The sequence below is a fragment of the Streptomyces sp. NPDC102259 genome (assembly GCF_044766465.1).
GTDB lineage: Bacteria > Actinomycetota > Actinomycetes > Streptomycetales > Streptomycetaceae > Streptomyces.
On the sequence record NZ_JBIWMA010000022.1, the window covers coordinates 22449 to 44237 of the forward strand.

The 21789-nt window shown below is 69.4% G+C and carries 15 protein-coding genes; 7 read left to right on the top strand and 8 right to left on the bottom strand.

Annotation, left to right across the window (positions count from 1 at the left end):
* Positions 1-18: 18 nt before the first annotated feature.
* Together ACIRPU_RS34900 and ACIRPU_RS34905 are read right to left on the bottom strand one after the other, a co-directional pair.
* Entirely contained in the window at positions 19-546 is a 528-nt protein-coding gene (locus tag ACIRPU_RS34900; RefSeq protein WP_403874587.1) for an isochorismatase family protein, read from the bottom strand.
* 19 nt (positions 547-565) lie between these two features.
* On the bottom strand, positions 566-1003 hold the full coding sequence (locus tag ACIRPU_RS34905) for a MarR family winged helix-turn-helix transcriptional regulator (protein WP_403874589.1): 438 nt from the start codon (positions 1001-1003) through the stop codon (positions 566-568).
* Positions 1004-1086: 83 nt separating this feature from the next.
* On the opposite strand from ACIRPU_RS34905, the gene ACIRPU_RS34910 reads away from it, so the two are divergent.
* Entirely contained in the window at positions 1087-2004 is a 918-nt protein-coding gene (locus ACIRPU_RS34910) for a zinc-binding alcohol dehydrogenase family protein (RefSeq protein WP_403874591.1), read from the top strand.
* A 138-nt stretch (positions 2005-2142) separates the two neighbouring features.
* Here ACIRPU_RS34910 and ACIRPU_RS34915 read toward each other — a convergent pair whose 3' ends face one another.
* Complete coding sequence (locus tag ACIRPU_RS34915; RefSeq protein ID WP_403874593.1) at positions 2143-3159, bottom strand: bile acid:sodium symporter family protein; 1017 nt, start codon at positions 3157-3159, stop codon at positions 2143-2145.
* Between the two features lie 153 nt (positions 3160-3312).
* Between ACIRPU_RS34915 and ACIRPU_RS34920 the strand changes: the two genes are divergently transcribed.
* Positions 3313-4221, top strand: a complete 909-nt coding sequence (locus tag ACIRPU_RS34920; protein WP_385563054.1) for a LysR substrate-binding domain-containing protein — start codon at positions 3313-3315, stop codon at positions 4219-4221.
* 87 nt (positions 4222-4308) lie between these two features.
* On the opposite strand, the gene ACIRPU_RS34925 is transcribed toward ACIRPU_RS34920, so the two are convergent.
* Positions 4309-5304: an Lrp/AsnC family transcriptional regulator gene (locus ACIRPU_RS34925; protein ID WP_403874595.1), complete on the bottom strand. Its 996-nt coding sequence runs from the start codon at positions 5302-5304 to the stop codon at positions 4309-4311.
* Between the two features lie 120 nt (positions 5305-5424).
* Between ACIRPU_RS34925 and ACIRPU_RS34930 the strand changes: the two genes are divergently transcribed.
* The 3 genes from ACIRPU_RS34930 (at position 5425) to ACIRPU_RS34940 (ending at position 10074) form a co-directional block, all read left to right on the top strand.
* Positions 5425-6924, top strand: coding sequence for an MFS transporter (locus ACIRPU_RS34930; protein ID WP_403874597.1), 1500 nt, complete (start codon positions 5425-5427; stop codon positions 6922-6924).
* 340 nt (positions 6925-7264) lie between these two features.
* A complete protein-coding gene (locus tag ACIRPU_RS34935; protein ID WP_403874599.1) occupies positions 7265-9091 on the top strand; it encodes an AMP-dependent synthetase/ligase in 1827 nt (608 codons plus the stop codon).
* Between the two features lie 146 nt (positions 9092-9237).
* Positions 9238-10074: an aldo/keto reductase gene (locus ACIRPU_RS34940; RefSeq protein ID WP_403874601.1), complete on the top strand. Its 837-nt coding sequence runs from the start codon at positions 9238-9240 to the stop codon at positions 10072-10074.
* A gap of 70 nt (positions 10075-10144) precedes the next feature.
* Here the strand turns inward: ACIRPU_RS34940 and ACIRPU_RS34945 are convergent, their stop codons facing one another.
* The 4 genes from ACIRPU_RS34945 to ACIRPU_RS34960 form a co-directional block, all read right to left on the bottom strand.
* Positions 10145-10864 carry an SDR family oxidoreductase gene (locus tag ACIRPU_RS34945; RefSeq protein WP_403874603.1) on the bottom strand — a complete coding sequence of 240 codons (720 nt, stop codon included), beginning with the start codon at positions 10862-10864 and terminating at the stop codon, positions 10145-10147.
* Positions 10865-11037: 173 nt separating this feature from the next.
* Entirely contained in the window at positions 11038-11991 is a 954-nt protein-coding gene (locus ACIRPU_RS34950; protein WP_403874605.1) for a class I SAM-dependent methyltransferase, read from the bottom strand.
* A gap of 306 nt (positions 11992-12297) precedes the next feature.
* Positions 12298-14022, bottom strand: a complete 1725-nt coding sequence (locus ACIRPU_RS34955) for a glycoside hydrolase family 6 protein (protein WP_403874607.1) — start codon at positions 14020-14022, stop codon at positions 12298-12300.
* A gap of 133 nt (positions 14023-14155) precedes the next feature.
* Positions 14156-15643, bottom strand: coding sequence for a cellulase family glycosylhydrolase (locus ACIRPU_RS34960; protein ID WP_403874609.1), 1488 nt, complete (start codon positions 15641-15643; stop codon positions 14156-14158).
* A gap of 265 nt (positions 15644-15908) precedes the next feature.
* Between ACIRPU_RS34960 and ACIRPU_RS34965 the strand changes: the two genes are divergently transcribed.
* Both ACIRPU_RS34965 and ACIRPU_RS34970 read left to right on the top strand, forming a co-directional pair.
* On the top strand, positions 15909-18824 hold the full coding sequence (locus tag ACIRPU_RS34965) for a glycoside hydrolase family 48 protein (RefSeq protein WP_403874611.1): 2916 nt from the start codon (positions 15909-15911) through the stop codon (positions 18822-18824).
* Between the two features lie 258 nt (positions 18825-19082).
* Positions 19083-21752 carry a cellulose binding domain-containing protein gene (locus ACIRPU_RS34970; RefSeq protein ID WP_403874613.1) on the top strand — a complete coding sequence of 890 codons (2670 nt, stop codon included), beginning with the start codon at positions 19083-19085 and terminating at the stop codon, positions 21750-21752.
* Positions 21753-21789 lie beyond the last annotated feature (37 nt).

A 21789-nucleotide genomic window follows, 5' to 3' on the forward strand; every position in this document is an offset into this window, starting at 1 on the left:
CGCCGCAGGGGCCCCGCCTCAGCCGCTCGTGAATCGCACGTCGCTCACGCGGGTCACGGTCCCGAGTCGGGGGAAGTCCAGCCTCACCGAAGCCTCGTGTTCGGCCCGGGTGAGCGCGGACATCGCGTCCTCGACGAAGACCAGGTCGTAGCCGAGGTCGCCGGCGGCACGGGCGGTGGACTCGACGCCGAGGTTGGTGGCGATACCGCCGAACACAAGGGTCGTCACGCCGTGTTCGCGGAGCCGATCGTCCAGGCCGGTCCCCTGGAACGCGCCGATGGTCCGCTTGACGATCTCCAAGTCACCGTCCTGGTAGAGCCCTTGGACCAATCCGCTGCCGGGCGGCTGCTCGGCGACGCCGGGACGCTCGACGCGGACGAGGACGACGAGCGCGCCGGCCGAGCGGAACGCCGCCGTCAACTCCTCCGCGGCAGTCAGTACTTCGGTTCCCTTGTGGGGCTCCAGGGGCAACGCGACGATGCGGTCCATCAGGTCGACGAGGACGAGGGCGCTGCGCGCGGGGACGAGTGGGAGAGCTGCGGTCATGACGGAACGTTATCCGCCGTCAGCCCTCCGTACCGGAAATCCGGATCAACATGCTCATGAAGTGGTCGCGTTCGGCGGCGGAGAGCGGGGCGAGGAGTACCTCGTTCGCCTCCCGGGCGGACTTCTCGCAGCGCCGGAGCAGCCGTTGCCCCTCCCCGGTGAGGGACACCGCGTTCTTCCGGCGGTCGTTCGGATCCGGTTCGCGCACGGCGAGTCCCGCGGACTGGAGGTCGTTGAGAACGCCGACCAGGTCCTTGGGGTCGAGTCCGACGCTGCGGCCCAGGTCGGCCTGGGCGACGGGGCCGAGGTCACGGACGGCGGAAAGCACCACGTGGTGCCACATCTTGATGCCCTCGACGGAGAGGGCTTCGGCCACCAGGGCACGACCACGGGCGGCGGCCCGGCCCAGGAGCCAGCTGGGCAGCGAGCGAATGGCGGAGAGGGGCGCTTCGGACATGGCCGCACCCTATCGATTATTCATTGGACGCCCCAACGAACTTGCCGATACCGTTGGGACTCCCAACGAGTTCTGGAGGTGCAATGCGCCGCGTCCGATACGACCGCACCGGCGGCCCCCTGTTCCTGGAGGAGGCGCCTGCCCCCGAACCGGGCCTCGACGACCTCCTCGTGCGCTGCGAGGCGATCGGCGTCACCCTCCCCGTTGTCCGCAAGGTCACGGAGGCCGCGGAACCGATTCCCCTCGGGGGCGAGATCGCCGGGGAGATCGTGGCCGTGGGGGAGGGAGTCACCCGCTTCCGGGTCGGCGAGCGCGTGACCGGCCTGTGTTTCGGCCACGGCTACGCCGACTTCGCACTCCTGCACGAGGCCATGGCCTCCCCCGTCCCAGGCCACGCCGACGCGGTCGACGCGGTGGCCCTGGTGCGCAGCGGCCTGGTCGCGCTGGGCGCCCTCACCGCCGCGCGGCCCGAACCCGGCGAGGCGGCCCTTGTCACCGCCGCGGCAAGCGGGGTCGGGCACCTCGCCGTACAGCTCGCACGAACGCGCGGCGCGACCCGCGTCGTGGGCGCCGTGTCCGACCCCGCGAAGTCCGCCTTCGTGAGGGCACTGGGCGCCGACGACGTCATCACCTACGACCAGGACGACTGGGGCGTCCGCGCCGACTACGCCCTCGACGCGGTCGGCGGCGAGCTGCTCACGCCCTGCATGGCGGCGCTCGCACCCGGCGGACGCCTCGTGGCGTACAGCTCCGGCGGCGGGACGATCCGGGCGTACGACCTGCTGGTGGGCGCCAAATCCGTGATCGGCTTCCAGATGGCCCACATCGCGCGTGGGAAGCCGGGTTTGTACGAGCGATGGCGCCGAGAGCTGTGGCACCTCTTCGAGGACGGGACACTGAAGCCGGCCGTGCAAAGGAAGTTCGCCCTGGAGGACGCGGCCGAGGCGCACGCGACGATCGAGTCACGGGCCAATTCAGGCAAGGTCGTCTTGGTGCCGTGAGTCGGAGATCGACGGAAGCCCGGATGCGGTCGACCGCACATTGCATACCGTCACCCCGCGACCACTCGGCGGACCGCCGTCGACTGTCTACAGGCGGCCGCCGACTGTGCACGGGCAACCCGGCGACCGGCGACGATCTCACGCCGCAGCCGCTGTCCTCTCGTCGACAGGTCCCCGCGACGCCTCCAGCGGGTCCTTCGCTCGGCGTTTGGCGATGACGGCACACACCATCAGCTGCATCTGATGGAAGAGCATCAGCGGCAGCACCGCCAGGGACGCATGCGCGCCGAACAGAACGCTCGCCATCGGCAGCCCGGAAGCGAGGGACTTCTTGGAGCCCGCGAACTGGATGGCGATGCGATCCTCGCGGTTGAACCGCAGAGCCTTCCCGCCGTACCAGGTCAGGACGAGCATCACGGCGAGCAGAACGGCCTCGACGATGAGCAGCCCACCCAGCCGTACGGCGCTGACCTGGTGCCAGATGCCCTGGACCATGCCCTCGCTGAACGCCGTGTAGACGACCAGGAGGATCGAGCCCCTGTCGACGAGCCGGAGCACCTTCTTGTGCCGGGTGACGAACCCGCCGATCCACCGGCGCAACAGCTGACCCGCGAGGAACGGCACGAGCAGCTGCACCACGATCTCGACCAGCGAGTCCGCGGAAAAGCCGCCGCCGCTGCTGCCGAGCAGGGCTGCCGCGAGCAGCGGGGTGACGACGATGCCGACCAGCGAGGAGAAGGAGCCCGCACAGATCGCGGCGGGCACGTTGCCCCGGGCGATGGAGGTGAAGGCGATCGACGACTGAATCGTCGACGGCACGAGAGCGAGGAAGAGCAGCCCCTGGTAGAGCGGGTGAGTCAGGAACACCGGGACGAGGCCCCGCGCGGCCAGGCCCAGCAGCGGAAAGACCAGGAAGGTACAGGCCAGGACGGTCACGTGGAGCCGCCAGTGCTTCAGCCCGTCCAGTGCCTCACGGGTGGAGAGCCGGGCGCCGTAGAGGAAGAAGAGGAACGCGATCGCGGCCGTCGAAGCGCCCGAGGCCACGTCGGCGGCGGCACCGCGCGCCGGGAGCAGCGCCGCGAACCCGACGGTGCCGAGCAACAGCAGGATGTAGGGGTCGACCGGCATCCAACTCGGCCAGTGCAGGCGTTTCACGGTGCTCCACGTGCTGTTCGATGGGCTGGCGTCCGGGCTCCGAGAGCCCCTCCCCATCGTCCTCCTCCGGATCGTGATCGGGAATCCGGTATACCGCTCTCACTGTCATCACGTATCGCGATGACAAACTGCGGAGAGGCTACTGTGGCGGGCGTGTACGAGCCCTCCCACCTGCGTACTTTCCTCGCCGTCGCCCAGACCCTGAGCTTCACGCAGGCCGCGCGGCGGCTCGGGCTACGTCAGTCCACGGTCAGCCAGCACGTACGACGCCTCGAGGACGCGACCGGGCGGGCGCTGTTCACCCGGGACACGCACTCCGTGGAGCTGACGGAGGACGGCGAGGCGATGCTCGGGTTCGCGCGTCGGCTCCTGGACGTCCACGAGCAGGCCTCGGCGTTCTTCACCGGCACCCGGCTGCGCGGCCGACTGCGTTTCGGCGCCTCCGAGGACTTCGTGCTGACCCGGCTGCCAGAGATCCTGGAAGGCTTCCGCTACGACCATCCCGAGGTCGACCTCGAGCTGACGGTGGAACTGTCGGGCACCCTGCACGAGCAACTCGCCGCCGGGAAACTGGACCTGGTGCTGGCCAAGAGACGCCCCGAGGATCCGCGGGGGGAGCTGGTGTGGCACGACGGGCTGGTGTGGATCGGCGCGGAGCGGCTACGGCTGGACGCCGACCGTCCGGTCCCGCTCATCGTGTTCCCGCCCCCTGGCATCACCCGCGCCCTGGCCCTGGAAGCGCTGGAGCGGCAGGGGCGGGCCTGGCGGATCGTCTGCACGAGCGGCAGCCTCAACGGCCTCATCGCTGCGGCCCGGGCCGGCCTGGGCGTGATGGCCCACTCGCGAGGCCTGATCCCGCCCGGCCTGGTGCGGATCCCGGAACGCGCCGGACTGCCGGAACTGGGGCAGGTCGACTTCGTACTGGTGCACGGACGCAGACGCCCCTCGGCCCAGGGCGCCGCGGACGCGCTGGCGGCGGCGATCCTGGCGGGCGGCGACCGGCTGCACCGACGGGTGGCGGGACCCGGTCGACGGGACCTGCCGGGAGGCGGCGCAGGCTGAACGCCGGCACACCGTGTGCGGTGTGCGACATATTGCATACCGACAATGCCATACCGCCTACGTCAGCCCGATCCCACTGCCTACCGCCTACCGCCCAGCATGCTGATACGTCAGCTGCTTCACCCGGCGCATGAACGGCGTCGCCTCCACGTGCTGGACGCCCTCCAGGCGCCCCAGGGGCCCGCTGAGGTAGGCGTAGAGGCCGGCCGTGCCCCGGACCACCGCCGTGACGACGATGTGGGAGGGGCCGGCCGTGGCCGAGGCGAAGGCGATCTCGTCGTGGGTGGCGAGCGCTTCCCCGACCGCGTGCATGGCGGAGGGCGCCGTGGTGATCCACAGGACAGCGGCCAGGGGATAGCCGAGGAACTCGGAGTGGTACTCGACGTCGATGTAGACGGCGCCCGAGGCGAGCAGGGCGGCGAGGCGGCGTTTGACGGCGGACTCGGATCGTCCGGTGGCGCGTTGGAGCTCGGGATAGGTGGCGCGGCCGTCGCGTTCCAGGACGGCGAGCAGGGGTTCGTCCTCGGGATCGATCCGGGCCGGCCCCGCCGTCGCGTTCGCGTCGTGGCGCGGTGTGAGGACGGCGATCTGCTCCTCGTCCAGGGTGCCGAACTTCCGCAACCAGCCGGTCGGCCCGCCGTAGAAGCGGTGGAGGAGTTGCTGGGCGCGGATCTCCACGACGCTCGGGGTGCGCGGGAGCTTGCCGAGAAGCAGGTCGTCGTGGTCGCCGGGATGGCGGGGCCGGGTCATGCAGACGATCTCGGTGCCGCCGGCGCCCAGGCCTATCCAGTACGTGTCGGGGCGTTTGGCGAGCGCGTCGGCGATGACCGTGGCGCTGTCGGGAACGCAGCGCAGCCGCAGCATCCACTGGTCCTGGCCGAGGCGTTCCGCGTCCCGGACGGCGACGACCCTCAGGCCGGCCTCGGCGCTGAGCCTGCGATAGCGGCGGGCGACCGTCTGGTCGGAGACGCCCAGGACACCGCCGAGTTTGCTGAAGGAGGCCCGCCCGTCCACCTCCAGCGCCGAGAGCAACTGGAGATCCAGTCCGTCAAGCTTGCCTTGGGCGTGGAATTCCATCTCCATCTACCTCTCCCCCGTCGGATTCCGTCGACAGAACACCGTATACCACGGTGATCAGCCGCGTCTCGTCCATCGTACGGAGCGCTAGGAATTCATCGCAGAGGAAAGATCGAGGAGTGGGACATGCGCACATGGGGGCCGCTGACAGCGGTGTGCCTGGGGACGTTCATGTTGTTGCTGGACGTGACGATCGTGATCGTGGCGCTGCCGGACATGGCGCGGGCGCTGCACGCCTCGCTGAGCGATCTGCAATGGGTCGTCGACGGGTACGCGCTCGCGCTGGCCGCGCTGCTGTTGGGGGCGGGGGCCACCGCCGACATCCTGGGGCGCCGCCGGGTGCACGTGGTGGGCGTGGTGGTGTTCGCGACGGCGTCGCTGCTGTGCGGGCTGGCGAGCGGGCCGGACACCCTCGTCGCCGCCCGGGCCCTTCAGGGGGTGGGAGCGGCCGCGATGCTGGCGACGACGTTGCCGCTGCTCGGCTCGGTCTACGAGGGCCGACAGCGGTCGGCTGCGCTCGGGGTGTGGGGCGCGGTGAGCGGCGCGGCCGCGGCGGTCGGGCCGGTGCTGGGCGGGCTGCTGACCGAGGGGCCGGGCTGGCGCTGGATCTTCTACGTGAACCTGCCGGTGAGCGTGGTCGCGGTGTGGCTGACGCTGAAGGCCGTGCCGGAGTCCAGGGGGCCGCGCGGGATGCGGGTCGACTGGGCGGGCACGGCGACCTTCGCGGTCTTCGCCGGCGGGACGGCGTACGCCGTCGTACGGGCCGGTGAGGACGGCTGGACGGCGTCGGCGACGCTCACCTCGTTCGGGCTCGCCGCGCTCGCGCTGGTGTGCTTCGTGCTGGCGGAGCGTCGGGCGGCACATCCGCTGCTCGACCTGTCGCTGCTGCGCCGGCCCGCGTTCGTGGGGGTGATGGTGGGTGCTCTCGCCTTCAACGGCGTGGCGTTCGGCGTGACGCCGTACCTGTCCATCTGGATGCAGACGCTGCTGGGCATGAGCCCGGTGCGCGGTGGACTCACGCTGCTGCCGATGACGATGGCGGCCATGGTCACGGCGGTCGTGGTGGGTAAGCGGTTCCACGGCGTTCCTGCCCGGCTGACCATCGGCGGCGGACTCCTGCTGATCGGCGCGGGCTGTTTCTGCCAGGCCGTGCTCGGCGCCGGTTCGGACTGGACGGCGCTGGTCCCCGGGTTCGTGCTGGTCGGGATAGGAACCGGTTTCGTCGCTCCTACCGTCGCCGGGGCGGCGCTGGCCGCGGTCGAGCCGGCGCGGGCCGGGATGGCGGGCGGAGCCGTGAACACCGTGCGGCAGCTCGGGTACGCGTTCGGGGTCGCCGTCTTCGGCACCGTGGTGACCTCCCGGATGACCGACACCCTGCCGCACGACGCTTCCCACGCCCTGGCGGGCGGCGGTGCCGGTGCGCTGCGCGGCACGTTCTCCGAGCACGCCCTGCGGTCCGCGTTCGCCTCCGGGCTCGACGCGGCGCTGGTGGCGGCCGGCTGCGCGGGCGTGGTCGCCGCGGCGCTCGTCCTCGTCCTGGTCAGGCCGCCGCGCGCGGCTGCGGCCGGAGCGACGGAAACGGACACGACCGCGCTGTCGAAGGAAGGGGCGGCCACCCGGCCGTGACGGCACCCTCGCCCGTGGTCTCCAGAGCAGGGCTTGAAAAGCATGGCTTGAGAGCAGAGCTTGAGAGCACAGCTTGAGAGCAGGGCCTGAGTGGCGCGGGCCATGATCGGCCGCGAAAGGGGCGGGCAGGGTAATCGGTACGGGCAGATTCGGTGGAGATTACGGTGCCGAAACTTACTCTTCCGTCAGTTTTCTGTCCGACCCTTCCCCATGTGAGCCCATTTTCCGGCACTGACCAGCGCAGACGAAAGCATCGCTCGTTTTCCGCCCCCCTCCCCTCCCGTCGTTTGGTGGGGTAGCTTTCACGGCGCTGAGGGGCCATGAGAAGCGGGGTGCGGACTTGCGCGAGTTCACCAACCCTCCGTTGGCGTTGGCACCGCCGGTGGGCGGTCTGGCCGACGTCGTCTTCCAGTACGCCCAAGAGGACCCGCAGTACGTCGCTCTCGGTCGCAAGGACGAGGGGGGCGAGTGGCGGGATGTGACCGCCGGTGAGTTCCGCGACGAGGTTCTCGCCCTGGCCAAGGGTCTCCTCGCACAGGGCATCCGGTTCGGCGACCGTGTCGCGATCATGTCCCGCACCCGCTACGAATGGACGCTCTTCGACTTCGCCCTGTGGACGATCGGCGCCCAGGTGGTGCCGGTCTACTCGACCTCCTCGGCGGAGCAGTGTTTCTGGATGCTCTACGACGCCGAGTGCACGGCCGCGGTCGTCGAGCACGAGGACCACGCGATGACGATCGCCACCGTCATCGACCGTCTCCCCCGGCTGCGGCAGCTGTGGCAGCTGGATTCGGGCTGCGTGCAGGAGCTGTACGACGCCGGCGCCGCCATCGAGGACGACGTGGTGCACCGGCACCGGGAAGCGGTTACCCCCGACTCGACCGCGACGATCATCTACACCTCGGGCACGACGGGCCGGCCCAAGGGCTGTGTCATCTCGCACGGCAACTTCATGTTCGAGGCGGACACCGTCATCGAGCGCTGGGAGCCGGTCTTCCACTCCAAGAAGGGCGACGAGGCGGCGACCCTGCTGTTCCTGCCGCTCGCGCACGTCTTCGGACGGATGGTCCAGATCGCCGCGATCCGCGGCAAGGTCCGTTTCGGCCACCAGCCCCAGCTGCACGCGGCCGCCCTGCTTCCCGACCTGGCCGCTTTCAGACCTTCCTTCTTCCTGGCCGTGCCGTACATCTTCGAGAAGGTCTTCAACGCGGCCCGCCGCAAGGCGGAGCGGGAAGGCAAGGGGGGACCCTTCGCGAAGGCGGTGGACGTGGCCGTGAACTACGCCGAGGCGATCGAGGCGAAGGCGTGGGGCATCGGGCCCGGACCCTCGGCGGGCCTGCGCATGCAGCACCAGGTGTTCGACAAGCTCGTCTACTCCAAGGTGCGCGCGGCGATGGGCGGCCGGGTGCGGCACGCCATGTCCGGCGGCTCGGCCATGGACCGCAGGCTCGGCCTGTTCTTCGCCGGCGCGGGCGTGCAGATCTACGAGGGCTACGGCCTGACCGAGACGACGGCGGCGGCGACCGCCAACCCGCCCGGACGTACCAGGTACGGCACGGTCGGCCAGGCCATCCCCGGCATGACCGTGCACATCGCGGACGACAGCGAGATCTGGCTGCGCGGCGGAAACGTGTTCCAGGGCTATCTCAACAACCCCAAGGCCACCGACGAGACCCTGCACGACGGCTGGCTGGCCACCGGCGACCTGGGAACGCTCGACGAAGACGGTTACCTCACCATTACCGGCCGCAAGAAGGAGATCCTGGTGACCTCCGGCGGCAAGAGCGTCTCGCCGGGGCTGCTGGAGGAGCGGGTGCGTGATCATCCGCTCGTCAACCAGTGCATCGTCGTCGGCAACGACCGGCCGTTCGTGGCCGCCCTGGTCACCCTCGACCAGGAGGCCGTCGAGCACTGGCTCCAGATGCGCAACAAACCGCAGCTGACGCCGGTCGAGCTGGTGAGCGACCCGGATCTGGAGGCGGAGGTGCGCCGATCCGTCGTAGCGGCCAACACGCTGGTCTCGAAGGCCGAGTCGATCCGCACCTTCCGCATCCTGGCCCAGCCGTTCACGGAGGAGCACGGACTGCTGACTCCGTCGCTGAAGCTGAAGCGCAAGGCCATCGAAAACGCTTACGCGAACGAGGTCGACGCGCTGTACCGCTCGTAAGGTCTCCGACAACGGCGTGAAACTCGTTTCCGGCGAGCTGTCGAGTCGGACTCCCGAGACGAATTCGGGGGTCAGGAATGCATCACTCGCCGTGATCGTTGACGATGGGAGTACCAACTGACGGACAACCGAAGGATCAAGAGCTCGTGAGCAGCAAGGTCCCCCCGATCATCCTCAACAACGGCGTGGAGATGCCCCAGCTGGGCTTCGGTGTCTGGCAGGTGCCGGACGACGAGGCGGAGCAGGCGGTCTCCACCGCGCTGGAGGCCGGGTACCGCAGCATCGACACAGCGGCGATCTACGGCAACGAGGAGGGCACCGGCAAGGCCATCACCTCCTCCGGCGTGCCCCGCAAGGACATCTTCGTCACCACCAAGCTCTGGAACAGCGACCAGGGGTACGACTCGACGCTCCGCGCGTTCGACACCTCGCTGGAGAAGCTCGGCCTGGACTACCTGGACCTGTACCTCATCCACTGGCCGCTGCCCTCCCGGGACGGCTACGTGGACTCATACAAGGCGTTCGAGAAGCTCCTCGCGGACGGCCGGGTGCGAGCCATCGGCGTGTCCAACTTCCTGCCGGAGCATCTGGAGCGACTGATCGGCGAGACGTCGGTCGTCCCGGCCGTCAACCAGATCGAGCTGCACCCGCACCTCCAGCAGGGTGCCTCGCGCGAGTTCCACGCGGAGCAGGGCATCGCCACCGAGGCCTGGTCCCCGCTCGGCCAGGGCAAGGGCCTCCTCGAGGTCCCGGCGGTCGTGGCCATCGCCCGCAAGCACGAGCGCACCCCGGCCCAGGTCGTGCTGCGCTGGCACCTCCAGCTCGGCAACGTCGTGATCCCGAAGTCCGTGACGCCGTCGCGGATCAAGGAGAACATCGACGTGTTCGACTTCAGCCTGGACACCGAGGACCTGGCGGCGATCAGCGCCCTCAACGAGGACCGGCGCATCGGTCCGGACCCGGCGACGTTCGACGTCGGCTGAGGTTCCCCGCAGACGCGTCGAGGGCGCCCCCCCGGGCCGGGGGGGCGCCCTCGACGCGTCTGCGGGCTCGTCAGTTGGGCTGCCCGATCGGCCGTACGACGACGGTGTTGACGTCGACGCCCGCCGGCTGCCCGAGGGCCCACACGACGGAGTCGGCGATCTGGTCGGCGGTCAGCAGCTGCCCGGGCGGCAGGCTGCCGTAGCTGTCCCAGAAGGGGGTCTCCACCCGCCCCGGCGCGATCAGCGTGACGCCGACACCCCACTCGGTGACCTGGCGACGGGTGTTCTCCGCGAGGCCGGTCACCGCCCACTTCGTCGCCCCGTAGATGTTGCCCGGGGTGGGCACGAAGCCGGCGACACTGCCGACCAGCACGATCCGTCCCCGGGTCTCCTTGAGCGCGTCGATCGACGCCCGGATGAGGAGCGCGGGGCCGAGTACGTTCGTCAGGACCATGTCGGTCCACCCGGCGGGGTCACCCTCGGCGACCGAGTCGTGGGTGGCCGTCCCCGCGTTGGCGACGACCGTATCCAGTCGACCGTATGCCTCGAGCGTACGGTCGACGGCGGACTGTACACAGTCGTAGTCGGCGGCGTTCCCGGCCAGGGTCAGCAGCCTCTTCGGTTCACCGAGTTCCGCGGCGAAAGCGCGCAGCTGCTCCTCGCCGCGACCCGTGACCGTGACCCGGTACCCGGCGTCCAGCAGCTGCCGCGCGACGGCGGCGCCGATGCCGCTGCCACCCCCGGTGATCAGTGCGACCCGAGACTCCGAAGTGTCCGTCACGTCGCTCATGGTGTACCCCCCATTGCGTCGGCCGCGCGCGTCGGCTGCGTACGCCGGATGCTGCGTCGCGCCGCTCGTCGGATAGTCGCCCGTTGCACGACCTACGTCGCGCGGCACGCAGTCCATCACTTGGAGCACTCTCCAAGTCAAGCCCCGTCAGGCCGACTTGGCTCCGGGGACGGCTACCGGACCGGCTTCACCGCCGTGTGCACGGTGTGCGCCGCGAGCACGAACACGTCCGCCCTGCGGTGCACGCCCGCCTCGTCCTGCGGGTCGAGCAGCCGGTCCAGCATGGCGCGGTCGTCGGGGCCGAGGGTGTCTCCGAAGACGTCCCGCAACCGCGACAGGGACGCGGCGATGTAGGCGCGGGCCCGGTCGGAGGCGGGCGCCGGCAGATCGAGCAGGAAGCTGCGGGTGCGGGCGTGCTTCAGACCGGCCTCACCGAGCAGCGCCGCCCAGTCCTCCGTCTCCTCGACCGAGCCGGGCAGCTCGGCCCTCATCCGCGCGAACCACTCCTCCTGCAGCGCGTCGAGCCGTGCCTCCAGGCCGGGTCGCCCGAAGCCGAGGTCTCGCGGCAGGAACCGGGCCGGCAGACCGCCCTCCATGATCGCCAACGTGCCGCCGGGCGCGAGGCGCTCCGCGAAGGCGGCCAGGGCGGCGCGCTGGTCGCCCAGGTGGTGCAGACTGCGGCCGGCCCACAGCAGATCGGCCGGGTAGTCCAACTCGGTCAGGACATCGGGCAGTTCGCCGGCCAAGGTGTCGAATCGGTCGCCGTACCCGAGCCGGTCGGCTCGCTGCTGCGCCCGCTCCAGCAGTGGCGCGGAACCGTCGACCGCCGTGATGCGCGCACCGGGGAACGTCTCGGCGAACAGACAGGAGACGACCCCGGGGCCACTGCCCACGTCCACGATCAGCCCCGGCTCGGTCACCTCCTTCCCCAGCCACGCCAGCGCGCGCTCGTACAGGGGCGTGAACAGTTCGGCCTGGGCTTCGAGGTGCGGAGCCATCTCGGCCCAGTCGATGTCGGTGCCGTGGCCGTGACCGTGGCCGTGGCCGTGGCCGTCCGTATGGCCGGGGGCGTGACCTCGGCCCGGGGCGTGCTGGTCGCCGTGGGACTCGTGCGGGTGGTGCGCCATGGTGTCAGCCTCTCGTCCGGTGTGCCGTCAGCGTGCGCCGACGCTCCGGTCCAGGGCCACCTTTGTTGCCGGTGCGGCAAAAAACGGGATGCCTACGGCAAGCCGGATCGCGCCTGTCCGGCCGCTCCCGAGGGACGGGAGCGGCCGGACGGAAACTGCTCGCCGGTGGAGGTCGCGACCGGCGACCGCCGGGGTCGGACCGGCCCGGGAGTGCTGGCCACCGACCTCGACGGATCGCCGTCGCCCCGGCTCACCGCCGTGCGGACCGACTCGCCCGCCGGTCCGCCGGCCTACCGCCCCGCAGCTCTACAGCGGCGGGTAGGCGTTCTGCATCAGCTGCTGGAACTGGGCCGAGAACCAGTGTCCGGACAGCGGCGCGTTCGGCAGGGCGCCCGACAGGTTGTTGTTGTTGCGGGGGTTGCCCGTGTAGGTCGGGTCGCACATCCGGTCGAAGCCCTTGCCCTCGTCGTTCGCGATGGCGGTGCTGGAGCCGTCGGACTCACCCGGCGGCTTCATCCACACGTACGCGTCGATCCCGGCGGCCGGTGCGGCCTTCGGGCGCTCGCCGAGACCGGCGCCGGACTGGTTGCACCAGTTGCCGGTGTTGAAGCGGCGGTCGTAGCGGCCGCCGTCGACGTAGGTGTCCACGCTGGTCGTGGCTCCCGGTCCGGCGGGCCGGGCGGTGCCGCCCCAGCCGTTGCGGGAGGTGTCGATCAGCATGCCGATGTCCGACTTGAAGCCGCTGGTGATCAGCTGGTTGCGGAAGGCCTGGGCGTACGACTGCTCGTCGACGTAGCGGTTCCAGTCCACCCACTTGGACTCGCGGACCGACTTGCCGGCCACGGTGTCGTTGATGGTGAAGTTGTTCTCCTTCAGGGCGCTGTAGTTCGCCGTGTTGGTGATGAAGCCGTGCACGTCGTCGACGGTCGCGCCCTCGGCGGTCGCCGCCTGGTAGAAGAGCTGGGCGGACGGGGCGAAGTTGTCGTCCCAGCCGAGCCAGCCGTGGTGACCGGCGTCGATGTAGTTGTAGACGTTGGGGATCGCGCCGAGCTTGTTCAGCGCGTACCCGACGCCCTTCACGTAGTTTCCGTTGGCCTTCATGGTGTCGCAGGCCGGGGTGGCGGTAACCCGGCTGCCGGTGTTGGTCACCAGGTTGGGCAGCGAGTCGATCTCGATGGTGGTGACGATCCGCAGGCCGGCGTACTTGCTGTCCGCGAGGATCGTCGCGATCGGGTCGATGAACTGCGTCTTGTACTTGTCGATCTCCGTCGGGCCGAGCTCGCCGTTGGAGGCGAGGGCGGCGCAGTCACGTCCGGGGAGGTCGTAGACGACCAGTTGGACGACTTCCTCGCCGCTGCCCTTCTGAGCGAGGGCCGCGTCCAGGTGGGCGCGCAGACCCATGCCGCCGTTGACACCGTTGATGGCGGCGATGCGGTCCAGCCAGACGCCGGTCGGCTGGTTGGAGATGCGGCTGCCGCCCGTCTCGGCGGCGGCCTTCGCCGACCATTCGGGGTTCACGTACACCTTGGCGCCGGAGTAGGGGTTGTCGACCTTGGTGGACGGGGTTCCGGGGTCCGTCGGCGTGCCGGGGTCGGTCGGGGTGCCGGTACCGCCGTCGACGTTGCAGGTCACGCCGTCGAGGGTGAACGTGGTCGGGATCGCGTTGGTCCCGCTGTAGGTGCCCTGGAATCCGAAGCTGACCGAACCTCCGGTCGCGAGCGTCCCGTTGTAGGTCTCGTTGTTGGCGGTGACGGCCGTACCGGACTGGGTGATCTTCGCGTTCCACCCGTTGGTGACCTTCTGAGTGCCGGCGTACGCCCACTTCACCGACCAACTCGACTTCGCGGCGCTGTTGTTGGTGACGGTTACGGCGGCGGTGAAGCCGGTGCCCCAGTCGTTCTGCACCTTGTAGTCGACGCTGCACGGGATGGCGGCGAGGCCCGGATCGCCGGGGACGACCGCGAGCGCCGTCCCGGAGGCGCCGGCGACCAGCGCCAGCGCGGCGAGTACCGCTGTTCTGCTACGGCTCATGAGTGCGGGTTTCCTTCTCGGTTGCGGGTGTTGTCCGTTTCGTTCGTTCGATGGTTCTGATGGATCGTCAGTCACGGTGGGTCGGCCCGGCTTCCGGCCCGGTCGATCGACCGGCTGATCGGTCCGGTGGCGCCTATCCGTCGAGTGCGCGCAGATGGTCGCGCAGGCCGGCGCCGTACGCCGTGGGCGTTCCGTCGTAGCCGGAGATCAGGGACGGACCGGTGGAGCAGTCCCAGGTGTTCCAGGTCCAGCCCAGGTACGACAGGCCGCGGTCGTCGAACCACTTCATGACCTGATCGACGAAACCGTGTGAGCAGGTGTTCTCCCCGATCTCCCCTGCCACGAGCGGCACTTGGGCCGCGACGGGGGCGAGGGTGGAGTTCCAGCAGCTCTCGTTCGCGCAGGTGTTGAAGTTGTAGACGTGGTACGCGGCGGCGAGATTGCCGGTCGGGTCGGTGGGCTTGTACGTCAGCCACTGGCTCAGGTCGTTGGAGTACGCGAGTCCGCCGGCCAGGATCACGTTCCTGGCGCCGGTCGCCCGTATGGAGTCGACGAGATCCTGCATACCGGCGACCTCGTACCCGATGCCGGGACAGGTGCCGCCGTCCCGCCAGCACTGCCACGCCTGGGTGGTCGTGGAGGTGGCGCGGTCCGGGTAGGGCTCGTTGAACAGGTCGAACACGACGGCCTGGTCGTTCTTGAAGGTGTTGGCCACCGAGGTCCAGAACGACGGGGTGTACTGCATGTCGGGCATCGGCTTCTGGCAGCTGGCGTGCACATCCGAGCAACCGGCCGAATTGCCTGTGTACTGACCGTAGTTCCAGTGCAGTTCGACGATCGGCGTCATGCCGTGCGCCTCGACGCGGGTCACCAGGTCCTTGACGGCGTTGACGTAGTTGGCGCCGCCGTAGGCGGAGTTGATGTTCGAAAGGCCCAGCCAGCACTCCTCGTTGAGCGGGATGCGCACGGTGTCGACGTTCCAGTCGGCGATCGCCTTGACGGCGGCGTCGTCGACCGGCCCGTCCCAGATGCCGCGCCCCTGTACGCACATGAACTCGCCGCCGGAACGGTTGACGCCGAGCAGACGGCGGGTGTTCCCGTCGGCGTCCACGAGCTTGTTTCCCGAGACGTGCAGTGCGGGCGGCTCGTCACCGGTGTCGGGCGGGTCCGTCGTGGGCGGTGTGGTGGGTGTGGGGGTCGGTGCGGCGTCGGCGTTGCAGGTCGTGCCGTTGAGCTTGAACGTCGTCGGGACGGCGTTCGTCTTCGAGGCAGAGGCGATGAAGCCCGCGCTGACGCTTGCGCCGGTGCCCAGGGAGCCGTTCCAGCTCTCGTTCGCGGCGGTGACGGTGGTGCCGGACTGGGACCACTTGGCACTCCAGCCCTGGGTGACCTTCTGGCCGTTCGCGAAGTCGAAGGTGAGGGTCCAACTGCTCAGGGTTGCCGCATTGTTGGTGATCTTCACGGCGCCCTGGAAGCCGGCGTCCCACTGACCGGTGACCGAGTACTCCACCGTGCACGCGGGCACGGCTCCCTGCGCCGTGACGACCGGCAACAGGGCGCCCGCAACGAGGGCGACCGTGCCGGCGACGGCTAAAAGTACTGAACGCGGGGGGTGTCGCATGAGCGACTCCTTGCAGCTCAGGCGCGTCGTGAGCAGACGCGTCGACTGATGGAACCGCTCCCACTGGTGTCTCGAAGCTAGCGCCAAGTGCTGGCAAAGAACAGAGGCGTCACTGACTTTCCCTCAACATCTGTCGTCGAATCTTTTCGACTCTTCAAGCACCTTGACCGTGCACACCCCCATCCCCACTATGGGAGCGCTCCCACTGGTTCAAGGCTTGTTGCTCCTCCCCCACTTCTCCGAGCCGCAAGGAGGAACCAGCACCATGGATCCCTCACGCAGACGCCGCGGGGCGCGGCGCCTGTGGACCGCCGCTCTGGCGGCCCTCGCGCTCCCCCTCGCCATGCTGAGTACGAGCACAACTCCCGCACAGGCAACGGCACTTCAGTGCAGCGTCGACTACAAGACCAATGACTGGGGGTCAGGGTTCACCGCGGACCTGACTCTCACCAACCGGGGCACCGACCCGATCAGCGGCTGGGCCCTGACGTACTCCTACACGGGCAACCAGAAGCTGACGAACGGATGGAACGGCAGCTGGTCGCAGTCCGGTCAGCAGATCACGGTGAACAACGCCTCGTACAACGGGACGATCGCCGCCGGTGCCGCGGTCGGCACGGGCGCGCAGTTCACCTACAGCGGGACGAACGCCGCTCCCGTCGGCTTCGCGGTCAACGGCACCACCTGCGTCGGCGCTCACCAGCCGCCGGTCGCCGTGCTGACCAGCCCGACCGCGGGCGCCGTCTACACGCAGGGGAACGCGGTGCCGCTCGCGGCGACCGCCGCGGCCGCCGACAACGCGACCATCAGCAAGGTCGAGTTCTATGACGACACGACCCTGCTGGGCACGGACACGAGCTCGCCGTACACCCTGTCCGCCACCGGGTTGTCCGTGGGCAGTCACTCCCTGGTCGCCAAGGCGTACGACAGCCTGGGCGCTTCGGCGTCGTCGACCCCGGTCGGCATCACGGTCGCCTCGGGACCGGCCGTGGTCGCCTCCACGAACCAACTGGCCGTGCAGCAGGGCAAGACGGGCACCTACTCGCTGAAGCTGTCGACCCAGCCGTCGGCCAACGTGACCGTCACGACCGCCCGCACCACCGGCAACACCGGCCTGACGGTGACGGGCGGCGCGAGCCTGACCTTCACGCCGTCGAACTGGAGCACCGCCCAGAACGTGACCGTCACGGCCAACGCCTCCGGCACGGGGGCCGCGACCTTCGAGTCGACGGCCACCGGACACGCGAAGGCCTCGGTCACGGCCACCGAGATCGCGGGCACCAAGGCGTACGACGCCCGGTTCCTGGAGCTCTACGGCAAGATCACCAACCCTGCAAGCGGTTACTTCTCCCCCGAGGGCATCCCGTACCACTCGGTCGAGACACTGATCGTCGAGGCCCCGGACCAGGGGCATGAGACGACCTCCGAGGCGTACAGCTACCTTCTGTGGCTTCAGGCGATGTACGGGAAGATCACCGGCGACTGGACCAAGTTCAACGGCGCCTGGGACATCATGGAGAAGTACATGATCCCCACCCACGCCGACCAGCCGACCAACTCGTTCTACAACGCCTCCAAGCCGGCGACGTACGCGCCCGAGCTGGACACTCCGAACGAGTACCCGGCGAAGCTGGACACCGGTGTGTCCGTGGGATCGGATCCCATAGCCGGTGAACTGAAGACTGCATACGGTACGGACGACGTCTACGGTATGCACTGGCTTCAGGACGTCGACAACACCTACGGCTACGGCAACGCGCCCGGCAAGTGCGAGGCCGGCCCGACCGACACCGGCCCGTCGTACATCAACACCTTCCAGCGCGGCTCGCAGGAGTCGGTGTGGGAGACGGTGCCGCAGCCGACCTGCGACGCCTTCAAGTACGGCGGCACGAACGGGTACCTGGACCTGTTCACCGGCGACGCCTCCTACGCGAAGCAGTGGAAGTTCACCAACGCCCCGGACGCCGACGCGCGGGCCGTGCAGGCCGCGTACTGGGCGGACGTCTGGGCCGGGGCGCAGGGCAAGGGCAGTGAGGTCTCCGCGACCGTCGGCAAGGCCGCGAAGATGGGCGACTACCTGCGCTACTCGATGTACGACAAGTACTTCAAGAAGATCGGCAACTGCGTCGGACCGACGGCCTGCGCGGCCGGCACCGGCAAGGACGCCTCGCACTACCTGATGTCCTGGTACTACGCCTGGGGCGGCGCCACGGACACCAGCGCCGGCTGGGCCTGGCGCATCGGCTCCAGCCACACCCACGGCGGTTACCAGAACCCGCTGGCCGCCTACGCGCTCAGCAGTTACGCCGACCTGAAGCCCAAGTCGGCGACGGGCCAGGCGGACTGGGCGAAGTCGCTGACCCGGCAGCTGGAGTTCTACCGCTGGCTGCAGTCCAGCGAAGGCGCCATCGCGGGCGGGGCGACGAACAGTTGGGCGGGCCGTTACGCGACTCCCCCGACCGGCACGTCGACCTTCTACGGCATGTACTACGACCAGCAGCCCGTCTACCACGACCCGCCGTCCAACCAGTGGTTCGGCTTCCAGGCGTGGTCGATGGAGCGGGTCGCCGAGTACTACCAGCAGACGGGGAACGCGAGCGCCAAGGCGGTCCTCGACAAGTGGGTCGACTGGGCGCTGTCCAAGACCACGATCAACCCGGACGGCACCTTCCTGATCCCCTCCACACTCCAGTGGTCGGGTCAGCCCGACACCTGGAACGCGTCAAGTCCCGGCGCGAACACGGGACTTCACGTCACGGTCGCCGACTACACCAACGACGTAGGGGTGGCCGCCGCGTACGCCAAGACCCTGACGTACTACGCCGCCAAATCCGGTGACACGGAGGCCAGGACGACCGCCAAGGCGCTCCTGGACGGTATGTGGGCGAACAACCAGGACGCCCTGGGCATCGCGGTGCCGGAGACCCGCGCCGACTACAACCGCTTCGACGACGGTGTGTACATCCCGAGCACCTTCAGCGGCAAGATGCCGAACGGCGACGCGATCAACTCCTCCTCGACCTTCGCCTCGCTGCGGTCCTTCTACAAGAACGACCCGGCCTGGTCGAAGATCGAGGGCTATCTCGCGGGCGGAGCCGCGCCCGTGTTCACGTACCACCGCTTCTGGGCCCAGGCGGACATCGCCCTGGCCATGGGCTCGTACGCGGAGCTTCTCGAATAGTCCCCCGCTGAGCGCTCCGCGGGTCGGACGGTGTTCGTCTGCGGGCCGGACGTGGCCGGTCACGCAGCTCCCCGCGCCCCCTGGTCGCCCCTTCGGGGCTCGGGGGCGCGGGGTGGCACCGCTCGTCGGCGGACCGCTCGAAGGCTCCGCGTGCGCGGCCTCGTCACCTGACGACGAGGCCACCCGGCCGGGCGGCCCCCACCCGCACAGGGGGCCGCCCGGCCCTCGCGCGCTCCTCTTCACGGAAGGACCCCCACCGTGCGAAGAACCCGTATTCTCACCGCCGTTCTGGCGCTGGCCGCCGGACTGATCGCGGGCAGTCCGCCCGTACTGGCCGCGGACGGCAGCCCGCGGACGACGCTGGCCGCGGAGTCGTACACCTGGAAGAACGCCCGGATCGACGGCGGCGGCTTCGTGCCCGGCATCGTCTTCAACCGCAAGGAGAAGAACCTCGCCTACGCCCGCACCGACATCGGCGGCGCGTACCGCTGGCAGGAGTCGAGCAAGACCTGGACGCCCCTGCTGGACTCGGTCGGCTGGGCGGACTGGGGGCACACGGGAGTGGTGAGCCTGGCCTCCGACTCCGTCGACCCGAACAAGGTGTACGCGGCGGTCGGCACGTACACCAACAGCTGGGATCCGGGCAACGGAGCCGTGCTGCGCTCCGCCGACCGGGGCGCGAGCTGGCAGAAGACGGACCTGCCCTACAAGCTCGGCGGCAACATGCCCGGCCGCGGCATGGGCGAGCGCCTGGCGGTCGACCCGAACAGGAACAGCGTGCTGTATCTGGGCGCGCCGAGCGGCAAGGGCCTGTGGCGGTCGACGGACTCGGGAGTCACCTGGTCGCAGGTGACGAACTTCCCCAACGTCGGCAACTACCAGCAGGATCCGACCGACACCAGCGGGTACGCCTCCGACAACCAGGGCATCGTCTGGGTCACCTTCGACGAGTCCACCGGGACGTCCGGCACCGCGACGAAGACGATCTACGTCGGCGTGGCGGACAAGGACAACGCGGTGTACCGGTCGACGGACGCGGGCGCGACCTGGACCCGGCTGGCCGGACAGCCGACGGGATACCTGGCGCACAAGGGTGTACTGGATACCGTCAACGGCTATCTGTATCTCGCATACAGCGACAAGGGTGGACCGTACGACGGCGGCAAGGGCCGGCTGTGGCGGTACGCGACGGCGACCGGGACCTGGACGGACATCAGTCCGGTGGCGGAGGCGGACACCTACTACGGCTTCAGCGGGCTGACGATCGACCGGCAGAAGCCCGGCACCGTCATGGCCACCGCCTACAGTTCCTGGTGGCCGGACACCCAGATCTTCCGCTCGACGGACAGCGGCGGCACCTGGCCGAAGGCATGGGACTACACGTCGTACCCCAACCGTGCGAACCGGTACACGATGGACGTCTCGTCGTCGCCGTGGCTGACCTGGGGCGCGAACCCGTCGCCGCCGGAGCAGTCGCCCAAACTCGGCTGGATGACCGAGGCGTTGGAGATCGACCCGTTCAACTCCAGCCGCATGATGTACGGCACCGGCGCGACGGTCTACGGCACGGAGAACCTGGCCAACTGGGACAGCGGGGGCCAGTTCACCATCAAGCCGATGGTGCAGGGGCTGGAGGAGACGGCGGTCCTGGACATCGCCTCTCCACCGTCCGGCGCACCGCTGCTCAGCGCGCTGGGTGACATCGGCGGCTTCCGCCACACGGACCTGACGAAGGTGCCGTCGATGATGTTCACCTCCCCGAACTTCACATCGACGACGAGCCTGGACTACGCCGAGACGAACCCGAACACCGTGGTGCGCGTCGGCGACCTGGACGCGGGTCCGCATGTGGCGTTCTCGACGGACAACGGCGCCAACTGGTTCGCCGGGACGGACCCTTCGGGGGTCAGCGGTGGCGGAACGGTCGCCTCGGCGGCGGACGGCAGCCGCTTCGTATGGAGCCCGGCCGGCGCCGGTGTGCAGTACACCACCGGTTTCGGCACTTCGTGGCAGGCGTCGAGCGGGATCCCGTCCGGTGCGATCGTCGAGTCCGACCGGGTCGACCCCAAGACCTTCTACGGCTTCAAGTCGGGCAAGTTCTACGTGAGTTCGGACGGCGGAGCGACCTTCACAGGGTCCGCGGCGACCGGTCTGCCCAGTGGGGACAGCGTGCGCTTCAAGGCGCTGCCGGGCACGAAGGGCGATGTCTGGCTGGCGGGCGGGGCGAGCGACGGGGCGTACGGGCTCTGGCACTCCACCGATTCGGGTGCGACCTTCACCAAGCTGTCGGGGGTCGAGCAGGCCGACACGATCGGGTTCGGCAAGGCGGCGACGGGCGCGTCCTACCAGACCCTGTACACCAGCGCGAAGATCGCCGGTGTCCGGGGCATCTTCCGCTCGACGGACAAGGGCGTGACCTGGACCCGCGTCAACGACGACGCCCACCAGTGGGGTTGGACAGGCGGGGCGATCACGGGTGACCCGAGGGTGTACGGGCGGGTCTACGTCTCGACGAACGGGCGGGGTGTCGTCTACGGCGACAGCTCCGACACCAGCGGCGGAGGCGGCGGTACGGACCCGACGGATCCCACCGACCCCACGCCGACCGGCGCCTGCGCGGTGACGTACACCATCACCAACCAGTGGTCGGGCGGTTTCCAGGCGGACGTCAAGCTCGCCAACACGGGGACGAGTGCCTGGTCCGGCTGGAGCCTCAACTGGGCCTTCCCGAACGGCCAGACCGTCTCCCAGCTGTGGAACGCCGACTACACCCAGTCGGGTTCGACGGTGACGGCGAAGAACCTCGGCTGGAACGCCAATGTGGCGGCCGGCTCGTCCGTCAGTTTCGGCTTCACGGGGGGTTGGTCGGGGTCGAACGCGAAACCGGCGGCGTTCAAGCTGGGCGACCAGAGCTGCACGGTGAGCTGACGACGGTGGGTGCGCGCCCCGGGGGACCGGAACGCGC